The sequence below is a fragment of the Ignavibacteria bacterium genome (assembly GCA_025612375.1).
In the GTDB taxonomy this organism is placed as follows: domain Bacteria; phylum Bacteroidota; class Ignavibacteria; order Ignavibacteriales; family SURF-24; genus JAAXKN01.
The window spans coordinates 17,801-28,581 of the sequence record JAAXKN010000026.1 but is presented as its reverse complement, the minus strand read 5'-3'; the positions used below and the strand labels follow the sequence as shown (position 1 = coordinate 28,581).

Genomic DNA, 10,781 nt, shown 5'->3' with positions numbered 1-10,781 from the left:
AAGAGTTCTGATAACCAGTTTGTGAAATTTATTATCGTCCGCTAAGCATAGGAGAACAAGATGAAATTTATGACTAAAATAACTCTGAGAGCGCTTGTTATCCTGCTTTTGGCAGGACAATCAAACGCCCAGATTGAAAAGAAAGCACAGTCCGGCTTCAGATTTTTGGAGAACCCTGTCTCGGCAGAAGCCGTTGGACGCGGAACCACAGGAATTATGACCACCTTAAATTCAAACAGCATCTTCTGGAACCCGGCACTATTGGGGCTGGTGGAATCCAACGTGGATGTTAACCTGAACTATACAAAGTTTATTGCCGATATCAACTACAATGCAGCTTCGGCTTCAGTGAAACTTGGTGATTTCGGGGTACTTGGCTTCAGCCTTCTCTATATGGATTACGGTACTTTTTACGGGACCGTTAGTATGGGCGATGCCTATGTGGAGACCGGTACATTTTCGCCTCAGGCATATTCCATAGGCATGGCTTTTTCGCAGAAGCTGACGGACAGGTTTTCCTATGGCGTTCACCTGAAATATTTCTACCAGAACCTTGGCGATGCAGTTGTGGCGTTGAAAGGTAACGATCTGGCCGATACAAATCTGGTACTAGGGAAAAAGCATTACGACAGCGGGAAGTTTAACCTTCCTATTGCAGCTGACGTTGGTGCCTGGTATGATTTCCAGTATCACGGAATAAAATTCGGCGCAAGCCTGCAGAATATTTCGAAGGAGTACCATTACGACGCAGAGGATTTTCCTCTTCCGTTTGCTATTAACTTCGGAGCCACGGTTGAACCTCTCGGGTTCTTCGACTTCAACAACCCCGATCATAACCTGGTAGTCAGTGTTGAATCGCGCCACCCGAGGGATTTCGGTGAAAAGCTGAAGATTGGTGCCGAATACACGTATATCAAGAACTTTGTTTTAAGGGCAGGATATATGACAAATTACGACGGCCGTGATTTTACCTTTGGTGCCGGCGTAAGGCAGGAGATCTCAGGAGTTCCCTTCCGCATCGATTACGCGTATGAACCTTGGGATGTTTTTGGAGGAGTTCACTTCATAACAATTGGTGTTTCTTACTAAGAAAATTTAGAAAACCGAATCCTATATAAACCCCGGATAGTTAAAGACTGTCCGGGGTTTTTCTTTTTATCATATAATGATTAAATTGCCCCATAAATCAATTTCAACTCGCAGAAAGAGGAAAAGCTATGAAATATCTTTACCTTTTATTCTTTTCAGTAACAGTTTCAGGTTTTATTATGGCACAGGAAGTAAGGCCGGTAAGAGATGAAGTCGGTTTCTGCTGGACAAAGGGGGAAACGGATGAGCTCATAAACTACCTTTCAAGTAAGGATGATAATAAGAAGGAAGAGACAGCGGAAGGCCTGATAGGAGGCATTTCGCCTCATGACGATTTCCTTTTTGCGGGAGGCGTCTACTACCCTCTTTTCAAGTTGCTTAAGGCGAAGGAAGTAATAATTTTCGGCGTAACGCACGGAACGGTAAGAAAGGAAATAGGAGATCCGAAGAACCAGCTCTTGCTTGATGACTATAAATTCTGGAAAGGACCCTACGGCAACGTGGAAGTTGCGGGTTTAAGAGAAGTGATTAAAAGCAATCTTAAGCCGGAGTACATCAGCGTTAACGACAAAGCGCACACACTTGAGCATTCAATTGAAGCTCTTGTCCCCTTTCTTCAGCACTTCAATCCCGGAGTAAAGATCACGCCCATTATGGTAACACAGATGCCGTATGAAACGATGGACAAGATAAGCAGCGAGCTTTCAGGAATAATTGCCGATTACATTAAGAAGAACAATCTTACGGTTGGAAAAGACATAGCTTTTCTAGTTTCTTCGGATGCCACGCATTACGGGAAGGATTTCAATTTTGCGCCGTATGGGGAAGATGAGCAGGCGCATAAGACCGCAACAGAGAGGGACTTATTTGTTGCAAAAACAAATCTGAATAAGACACTGGACCTCGAGGCGGTAAACGCGTTAAACAGTGAACTTACCAGGGAGCAGGACCCGAAATATCAATCGCCTACATGGTGCGGAAAGTTTTCAGTCCCCTTCGGACTTCTTACAACGGTTAAGACGCTTGAAAAGCTGGGTCTTAAGGCCTCAGGAAAGGTCTTAGGGTATTCAGATACATGGACCGAAGGCGTAATGCCAATTAAACGTACAAACATGGGGATAACGGCCCCGTTTTCCCTCAAGCACTGGTGCGGCCATCTTTCGGCGGGAATATATTTAAATCAATAAACGTTTATTATTTAGCACCTTCAATGAGCCGAATAAAATATTAACTAATAGCGATGTCAAGATAAGCTCCTAGAACTACTCTATTAAAAACCACGGTAGTGGTTTCCTATCTGTAGCCCAGGGTTACAAATCCCTTTAGGGATGCCGTAACCCTGGGTTGAATAACAAAAAAACATACCCAAAACCACGCGAGTGGTTTTATATCTGTTACAGGGGATTCAGAGCCCAAGGTAAAGAACAAATCTCTATTCTAAAACAATATTCTATCCCGAAAACAAATTTCTACCCTAAGAGATATTTAGGATCGAATTTTATCCCAAAAGCCTCAAGCATTCTGACGTATTCGTCATGAAATGACTGCTTTTTGTGGTGCTCCTCCTGGTGTTCAATGTACCTGGAGACCTCGGGAATCTGGGAGTGTGAATATGAGAATGCACCAAAGCCGTCCTGCCACCTGAAGGGGCCATTACATAGATTTTTCTCATTGATAAACTTTGAAGAGAAATGTTTTACATCCCTTACTATGTCAGAGACATTCACATTAGGATGAAGTCCTATGAAATAGTGAATATGGTCCACTACACAGTTAATTGAGATCAACTTCTGACCTCTTTGCGTGATAATGCCCGTAATGTAACGGCATAGTTCATCCTTCATTTCAGGACTGATCAAGGGTTCTCTACCCATTGTGGAATGAACGATGTGAATGTAGATCTGTGAATACGTGTTTGCCATTGTTCTATATACCTCATGAATGTGTTCATTTATGGAAGGATATAGATATTGTTGTGAATTATTTCCCGAAATGCAATGTCTTGAGATATGATTGTGCGCCTCATAACAGATATAAAACCACTCGCGTGGTTTTTGTGTTCTTTTTTTGATATTTAACCCAGGGTTACGGCATCCCTAAAGGGATTTGTAACCCTGGGCTACAGATAGGAAACCACTCGCGTGGTTTTTTATATTTTCTTTGTTATCCAACCCAGGGTGCCTGCATCCGCTACCGCGGATTTGGGACCCTGGGCTACAGATGGGAAGCCGCTAACGCGGTTTTTAGTTTTGTAATTATGGATATTAAGATTGTTAGGAGATGATAATAAGGACAAAAAAAATGGTGCATGCTTTGGTTGCATGCGCCATTTTTTAGAATTTGGAAGGTTAGAGACTTTGGTTTTTTACGTTCCAGCCTCCAACGGTTAGAACCGGTTTGGTGCCGTTTAAGTCCTTTTCTTCATAGTAGCCTTTTATTATTCTTCTTTCTTTGGGAAGAAGTGAGATGTAGTTGTCATCCCAGAATACCGGGAGAACAGATTCTCCTCCCTGCCCTTTCAAAAGATTCAGGTCCACCTGGAAAGCTAGCTTGTCTGAAGGGTTGTAGAGTTCAACTGTTACAAAACGCCCCTTGGCTTCACGTCCGAACCTGTGCTTTACGTTAAGCTGTACGTTCTGAAGACTGCTAAGTGACGAATAGTCGGCATAGCCTTTAAGCGGCGTTACATACCAGTTTGTCTTTGCCGTATCCATATCGTCGGCCTGCGTTGAAAGAGTGTAGAAGTTGGTGCTTATTACTCTTCCTTTTGCGTCCATAAGCCTGAGATCTACAAAGTAAGCCTTCGACAGACCGCTTATTTCAGGGATAAGCACCGGCTTTTCTGTTGTATCGGCCTTAAGATTAACCGGAAGCTTTTTAGTGAACTTTTCCGTAAGATCCGAATTGAATACCCTTACTTCGGCCGTGAGGTTCTTTATCTCTTTTGCTGTCTGGTTTACGACTTCAACGCCGTTTGTGCCGTAGTTGTACTGAATGTGAACCGGCTCGCATGCTTTCTTTGCGCCGTAGAATGCTCCGTTCGGCATTAAATAATAGTCGTATAGCTGCCACCAGAGTTTGGGCCAGGCCGAGTTGTACATCCACTGTATTACGCCTGTAGCATTGGGCTTATTGGAAGCAAAGGCTTCAAACATGGCCCTCATGCCTTCATAGTTCATGAACTGGGCCTTTGTGCAGTAGTCTTCCAGATTATTAGCCGTGCCCATGCGGTTATTTAAGATTTCATTGTATCTGTCCACTGTATTAAACGCGTTGCCGCCGCAGTGGAAATCCCAAGCATCGTTTTTAGTTGCCGGCCACTGGCTTTCCTGCGGGAACATCTTTTTCATGCTTTCTAATGGAGGCACCTGAGGCCCGGGTCCCGTTTCAGTATTAAAGCCGTAAGCGCCGCCGAATTTCTTATCGACGTACCAGTACTGCGGCGGCACATAGTCGTAGGGCCCCAGCATCTTGACCGCGGTTTTGCCTGTAACAGTGCTTGTCCAGCTTTTGGCCGAAGCAAGAAAAGGCCTCGAGGGATCGTCTTTTTTCAGTACGTCCTGATAATTCTTCTCAAGTTCCGGGCGCGGAATTTTGTCGCTTCCGTAAACCCATACAAAGATTGACGGGTGGTTACGGAGCCATTTGATCTGATCCTGCCATGACTTAGTTATGAGTTTTATATCCTCGGGAGACTTGATCCCGCCGAATTCATCTACTTCCTTTCCAAGCGAAGCGGGCCATTCCCACTGGCAGCTCCAGCCGGTCATAATAAGAATGCCGTTTTCGTCGCAGAGGCTGTAAAGGTCCTCATTATTGCCCCAGAAGCCTTCAAGCCTGATGGTATTAAGGTTCATGTGGCGGGCGTATTCAACTTGTGTCTTATAGTTTTCATAGGTATTGTCGAGGAACAAGTTATCGACCCAGCCGCCGCCGCGGATTAAGATCTTGCGGCCGTTAAGCTTATAGCCCCTGTGACCGTTTTCATTTATATAGTCTGAAACTTCCCTTATTCCGAAGCGCGTTTCGCTGAGGTCTGAAACCTGGCTTCCGGTGTGGAAGGACAATTTCAGGTTGTAGAGTTCCGGTGTACCAAGGTCATTTGTCCACCAGATGCGCGGGTTTTTAACGTTAAGCTCTTTATATTCTTCGGGCAGGAATGTTACAAGTTTGTTTTCACCAGCTTCCAGTGTAACACTTTTTGTAAAGCGGATTGTGCCGATTTCCCCGATTAAGGTTCCCTGCACTTTTTTTGAAGTGTTATTCTTAACTTCAGCTGAAACAGTAAGTTTTGCCGATTTAAGAGTTTTAAGGTCGACTGTGCTTCTTACGAAGGGGAAATTGACGGATACATCTCCCGAAAGCCTCAGCTTTACCTCCCTGTAGAGGCCCATATTGCGGTCGGGGGATTTGGGGTTCCAGTCGACAAATCCCATTGTAGGTTCACCCGGAACCGGCGGGAAGACCTCGACAGCCAGGACGTTTTTCCCGCCCGGTCTGGCGATGCCTGTAACATTAAGTTCAAACTGGCGGAAAGAGCCTTCCAGTGTATCGCTTTTAGCAACAAGTTTTCCGTTGAGCCAAACGTTAGCGCGGTAGTTAATGCCGTCGAAAGCCAGTTTTACAAATTCCCAGCCCTTTTTAGCGGGAACTGAAAATTCAGTTCTGTACCACCAGGATTTAGTGAACTGGTCCTCGGGGATCTGGCTGAGGTTTTTGCCCACAAAAACATCCTTATAGACCTTATCATTTACAAGGCTGCCCATAACAGTAGAAGGCACCTGTGCGGGGTACCATCCTGCGGGGGTAAAATTTGCGCCTGAGATGACGTCTCCAGAGGCTTTAACCTGTTCAGAGGATTGAATGTACCATCCTTTTTTGAGCACGATGGTATTATCATCCTTCTTCTTAGCCATTAAAGGCGCAGATAAAAGGCCGACGAGGACAAGCGGTACAAGAAGCCTGTCCCTGAGAAGCTGAATTCTTATATTCATTCCTAAAGCTCCATTAAAACAAAAGTGAATAAGATGTAATAGACCGTTAATTATTCCTTATTTGGAATTCCGTTGCTGTAAGCTATGGCAAAGCAGGTGACGTAGTGCTGAGAATGGCTCATTGTAATTTTGAGGGATTTATCTTTTCCAAGGAACTCATTCAGTTCGCCAAAGAGCCTGACGGAAGGTTTTCCGCTCAATTCATTGTAGATTTCGATATCCTTCCACTTCCAGCTTTTATCCCAGGCATCCGTAAGGGCCTTTGCAACAGCTTCCTTGGCAGAAAAGCGTGCCGCAAGGTGCTGATATTTGTTAGCCTTGGACATACAGTAGTCGAGTTCAACCTGAGTGAAGACCTTATTTAAGAACTTATCACCGAAGCGGTCGACACTTTCCTTAATTCTCTCAATTTCAATTATATCTATGCCTATGCCTATAACCATATTAAAAACCTGCTGCCTGGCCGTATCCGCGAGGATCGGTTGCCCCGTAAAAAGTGTTGTTGTTTTGATCGATTAAAATGCCCTCGGCCCTTCCCAGTGTGCGTTCGCCGCCGAAAATATAACCCATATTTTTAAGATTTTCAAATGTATCTTTTGATACACCGAATGGCTCATAATAGAGTTCATCGGGCAGCCACTGGTGGTGGATTCTGGGTGCGTCAATTGCCTCTTGAATGTTCATATGGAAGTCGAGGACGTTCATAATTGTCTGCAGGACAACCGTAATTATTGTTGATCCGCCGGGAGAACCTATGACCATAAAAGGTTTATTGTCCTTAAGAACGATTGTGGGAGTCATAGAGCTAAGCATTCTTTTTCCCGGCTGAATAGAGTTAGCCTCGCTTCCAATGAGACCGAACTGGTTCGGCTCGCCCGGTTTTGCGCTGAAGTCGTCCATTTCGTTATTTAAGAGGAACCCGGCGCCCTCGACAACAAGCTTATTACCGAAGGAGGAATTAAGTGTAGTGGTAGTGCTGACGGCATTGCCGTACTGATCGGCTACACTGTAGTGTGTTGTCTGCATGCTTTCATGCATGGGTTCACTTCCGGGAAGGACGTCTTTTGAGCTGATGGCCCTGCCGGAGATTTTTGAGAAAATAGTTTTTGCGTATTCCTTTGAGGTAAGCCACTCTTTGGGGACGGGATAAAAAGCCTCATCGCCCAGGTGTTTTGACCTATCGGCATAAACGTATCTTAAGGCTTCAACCATTCTGTGTATATAAGTGCTGCTGTTCCAGTCCTCTTTGGTAAATGAATAGTTTTCAAGAATGTTAAGCGCCTCAATGAGCGCAATGCCGCCTGAAGAAGAAGGAGGCATGGAAACGATATTATAGCCCCTGTAGGTGCCCTTTACGGGTTCTTTTTCAACGACGCTGTAGTTCTCAAGGTCCTCTTTTGTAATAATTCCGCCCATTTGGCGCGACTGCTGTTCGATCAGTTCGGCTATTTCCCCTTTGTAAAAACCGTCTTTCCCCTTTTCCTTAATGAGGCTGAGGGTTTTAGCCAGATCTGGCTGCTTAAAGACAAATCCTTCCCTTAAGGGTTCGCCGTTATGAATAAAGACCTTTGAAGATGAAGGGTACTTCTGAAACTGTGAGAATTCTGAGGCCATTGCCTCTGAAAGCCTAAAGCTTAAAGGAAAGCCGTCTGTAGCAATGTCAATTGCAGGCTGGATTACGTCTTCAAGCTTCATTGTGCCGTAATGTTCGAGGGCATAAATAAGTCCGGCAACGCTTCCCGGGACGGCGGAGGAAAGGAAGCCTTCTGTACTTTTTGCGAGGTCGAAATTCCCCAGGCTGTCCAGGTACATATTTTTAGAGGCCCTAATGGGGGCTTTCTCGCGGTAGTCCAGAGCGATATCCTTGCCGTTTTTAAGGTGGATAACCATAAAGCCTCCCCCGCCCAGATTTCCGGCAGGGGGATAAGTGACTGCAAGAGCAAAGCCCGTGGCAACTGCGGCATCAACGGCGTTGCCGCCGCGTTTCAGAATAAGTAGCCCCACCTGTGAGGCAAGATCGCTTGCCGAGACCACCATGCCTTTTGTTCCCCTTACAGGGTCGGGTGAAGCTGCCTTAAGCGTGCCGCAAAGTGCCAGAAGGATTAGCAGCAATAAAGCCTTACTAGAAAAGTTTAATGTGCGCATCTACATTTAATCCTTTTTCATTCAGCTGCTGCAGGAGCGTTTTAGTAAGTTCGTTAACCTGCTGCATTGAGGCTTTGACGTCTTTTAAGAGGCTTTCGTCGTAGAGAAGCTTGCCGACGTTATTATTCTTCTGTGTTGTTTCGTCTGTAAGCTTATTTATTTTACCTATAAGGTCGTTTGTGTTTTTCATAACGGACTGGATTTCGTTCAGAGAGGAACTGATCTTATCCTTATTTTCCCTGATGAAAGTTGTAGTTTCCTTAGTCAGTTCCGCCCCGTTAGAAGAAAGCTGACGGATGTTCTGGCGGTTTTCATCGATCATTATGTTAAGCTTGGAGCTGATGGATGCAAGATTTGCAAGGGAAGATTTCATCTGGGCATTAAAATCCTTATCGGACAGAACGCCGTTAATGGAAGAAAGTGTAACTTCCACCTCTTTAATAATTTTCACGAGGTCGCCCTGCACGGAGCCCAGCATAGCCATAACGGCGGGGACGTCGGCATAAAACTGCCCATGCTGCAGTTGTTTATAGTCCAGGGGCTTATCCGAGGTGCCCGGTTTAATTTCCACCTTTTTTCCGCCCATAAGGTCGAGCATTGAGACTCCGAAGGTGGCATCTTCCTTAAGTTTCACGTCGGGTTCCAGTTCAGCCGAAACGATAGCTGAATTTCCTGAGATATTAATTTCCTGAACAGTTCCCTTTCTGACACCGTTAACGGTAACGATATCCCCTTTTTCGAGGCCGTTAGCCGATTCAAACTGAATATTGACAGTTTTAATATCCTGGTTAAACCGATAGTTTTTTGCCCATCCGAATATCCAGATAAGGAGCAGCAGGGCAAGAAGCGAAGTAACACCGACCTTAATTTCCGTTTTTCTCTGATCTTTCATAAGTTAATTTTTCTTTATTCAGAAATTCCGTTAATTGTCTGATATCAGTTGAATCGATCTGTTTGCGGTGTAAGATGGACTGGAGCTCGTCCATGAAGTCCTTTCCCTTATTAATGTCGTAGTTGTCGTTGTTTTCAACTACTTCCACGTACTCATTAATAATGGATCTCAGAGTATCCTTGTACTGGTCGTCCTTGATCAAAGCGATTTTCTTTTCAGTTTCCTTCTGGACTTTACTTACAACAAAAGGTTTAGCCCAGCGCAGGAGGACACCTTTATGGTTCCTGAATATATAGATTCCGGAGCCGAGAAGGATAGTCAGTATTATAATTGCAGTAACGAAGCATCCTTTTTTCATGAGTCTTTATTAGGGATATCTATTGGGGTTAAAACTTCAATCTGGACCTTTTTAACTCGTCTATTGACGATTTCCTTGACCGTAAATTTATGATTTTTATACGTAAAATTATACCCCTGCAGAGGAATTGTTCCGGCATAATTCAGAATGAATCCGCCAATAGTGTCGTAATCGTCGTTTTCAGAATAAAGGTCTATATGCAAAAGTTCATTTATCTGGTCGATAGAAGTTTTCCCGAGCACGAGGTAGGAATTTTGTGAAAGTTCAGTGATTTCATTTTCCTCCTTATCGTATTCGTCCCTTATGTCGCCCACTATTTCCTCCAATATATCCTCGAGGGAAATAAGTCCCGCGGTGCCGCCGTACTCATCGACAACGATGCCAATATGCATTTTTTTCTCGAGGAATTCGTGCATAAGGTCGCTTATGAGTTTAGTTTCGGGGAAGAAAAGCGCCTTACGGGCAAGTTTATTGAGTGAGAGGGTTTTCTTCATCTCGTCGTTTTTGAGGTAAGGCAGCAGATCCTTGGCGTAAATAATTCCAATTACCTCATCGAGGTTTGAGTGGTAGAGGGGAATTCTGCTGTGGCCTGATTCCGAGATAGTACTCATCAGTTCGTCGAAACCCGTATCGTCGGGGATTGCTGTAATATCTACCCTGGGGGTCATGACCTCGCGGACTGTGACCGTTCTGAAGGAAACCAGTCCGTGGATGAGTTCCTGTTCTTCCTCAACGATCGTTCCCTTTTCTATTCCAAGGTCGGCCAGTTCAGTAAATTCCGAAGACAAGATGGCGGTTTTGGACTTATCGACCTTAATTTTGGACACGAGGACGCGTATTATGTCTGTAAGCGTTTTAGAGACCGGGTAGACCACGACGCCGATCCAGTACAAAGGAATACTTACCATTTTAGAGAAAGTAAGAGGGTACTTGCTGGCCCAGATTTTGGGAGTAATTTCGCCTATAAAGAGGATAAGGAGCGTAATTGAAACAATCTGGATTGTAAGGGCGAGTTCCTCGTTAAACCCGTAGGTCCTGGCAATATCAAGGGCCAGTGTTACAGATATAATAGTAATGGCAACATTGATTACAGTGTTGCACAGGAGAATTGTTACAAGGAGTCTTCTCGGGAATTCGAGGAGGTTAAAAATATACCCGCCCAAGAGCGGGTTTTTGATTTTAATTTCATTGACCTTGTTCTTGTCCAATGAAAACAGTGCAATTTCGCTTCCCGAGAAGAAAGCAGATAAAATTAATAATCCGGTTAAAAGTGCTATTTTAAAATACCAATCAATTTCCAAAA

The 10,781-nt window shown here is 44.6% G+C and carries 9 protein-coding genes; 2 read left to right on the top strand and 7 right to left on the bottom strand.

Annotated features, from left to right (window positions below; genetic code table 11):
- Window positions 1-69: 69 nt before the first annotated feature.
- Complete coding sequence (locus HF312_14510) at window positions 70-1,089, top strand: PorV/PorQ family protein (protein ID MCU7521431.1); 1,020 nt, start codon at window positions 70-72, stop codon at window positions 1,087-1,089.
- A 128-nt stretch (window positions 1,090-1,217) separates the two neighbouring features.
- Window positions 1,218-2,276 carry an AmmeMemoRadiSam system protein B gene (gene amrB, locus HF312_14505; protein MCU7521430.1) on the top strand — a complete coding sequence of 353 codons (1,059 nt, stop codon included), beginning with the start codon at window positions 1,218-1,220 and terminating at the stop codon, window positions 2,274-2,276.
- A 282-nt stretch (window positions 2,277-2,558) separates the two neighbouring features.
- On the opposite strand, the gene tnpA is transcribed toward amrB, so the two are convergent.
- The 7 genes from tnpA to HF312_14470 all read right to left on the bottom strand — a co-directional run bounded on the left by tnpA (window position 2,559) and on the right by HF312_14470 (window position 10,779).
- Window positions 2,559-3,011 (bottom strand): IS200/IS605 family transposase, encoded by a 453-nt coding sequence (tnpA, locus tag HF312_14500; protein ID MCU7521429.1) that lies wholly within the window; start codon window positions 3,009-3,011, stop codon window positions 2,559-2,561.
- A gap of 426 nt (window positions 3,012-3,437) precedes the next feature.
- On the bottom strand, window positions 3,438-6,083 hold the full coding sequence (locus HF312_14495) for a glycoside hydrolase family 2 (protein ID MCU7521428.1): 2,646 nt from the start codon (window positions 6,081-6,083) through the stop codon (window positions 3,438-3,440).
- A 50-nt stretch (window positions 6,084-6,133) separates the two neighbouring features.
- Window positions 6,134-6,526 (bottom strand): holo-ACP synthase, encoded by a 393-nt coding sequence (acpS, locus tag HF312_14490; GenBank protein ID MCU7521427.1) that lies wholly within the window; start codon window positions 6,524-6,526, stop codon window positions 6,134-6,136.
- A gap of 1 nt (window position 6,527) precedes the next feature.
- On the bottom strand, window positions 6,528-8,228 hold the full coding sequence (ggt, locus tag HF312_14485) for a gamma-glutamyltransferase (protein MCU7521426.1): 1,701 nt from the start codon (window positions 8,226-8,228) through the stop codon (window positions 6,528-6,530).
- Window positions 8,206-9,120 (bottom strand): MCE family protein, encoded by a 915-nt coding sequence (locus HF312_14480; protein MCU7521425.1) that lies wholly within the window; start codon window positions 9,118-9,120, stop codon window positions 8,206-8,208. Before HF312_14480 ends, ggt begins: the two co-directional genes overlap by 23 nt.
- Window positions 9,092-9,478, bottom strand: coding sequence for a hypothetical protein (locus HF312_14475; protein MCU7521424.1), 387 nt, complete (start codon window positions 9,476-9,478; stop codon window positions 9,092-9,094). Before HF312_14475 ends, HF312_14480 begins: the two co-directional genes overlap by 29 nt.
- Window positions 9,475-10,779 carry an HlyC/CorC family transporter gene (locus tag HF312_14470; GenBank protein ID MCU7521423.1) on the bottom strand — a complete coding sequence of 435 codons (1,305 nt, stop codon included), beginning with the start codon at window positions 10,777-10,779 and terminating at the stop codon, window positions 9,475-9,477. Before HF312_14470 ends, HF312_14475 begins: the two co-directional genes overlap by 4 nt.
- Between the last annotated feature and the right edge of the window lie 2 nt (window positions 10,780-10,781).

What these genes read in the sequence shown, in the direction of transcription:
- HF312_14510 (MCU7521431.1), top strand. Translation starts at nt 70, where the DNA reads ATGACTAAAATAACTCTGAGAGCGCTTGTTATCCTGCTTTTGGCAGGA.
- amrB (MCU7521430.1), top strand. Translation starts at nt 1,218, where the DNA reads ATGAAATATCTTTACCTTTTATTCTTTTCAGTAACAGTTTCAGGTTTT.
- tnpA (MCU7521429.1), bottom strand. Translation starts at nt 3,011, where the DNA reads ATGGCAAACACGTATTCACAGATCTACATTCACATCGTTCATTCCACA.
- HF312_14495 (MCU7521428.1), bottom strand. Translation starts at nt 6,083, where the DNA reads ATGAATATAAGAATTCAGCTTCTCAGGGACAGGCTTCTTGTACCGCTT.
- acpS (MCU7521427.1), bottom strand. Translation starts at nt 6,526, where the DNA reads ATGGTTATAGGCATAGGCATAGATATAATTGAAATTGAGAGAATTAAG.
- ggt (MCU7521426.1), bottom strand. Translation starts at nt 8,228, where the DNA reads ATGCGCACATTAAACTTTTCTAGTAAGGCTTTATTGCTGCTAATCCTT.
- HF312_14480 (MCU7521425.1), bottom strand. Translation starts at nt 9,120, where the DNA reads ATGAAAGATCAGAGAAAAACGGAAATTAAGGTCGGTGTTACTTCGCTT.
- HF312_14475 (MCU7521424.1), bottom strand. Translation starts at nt 9,478, where the DNA reads ATGAAAAAAGGATGCTTCGTTACTGCAATTATAATACTGACTATCCTT.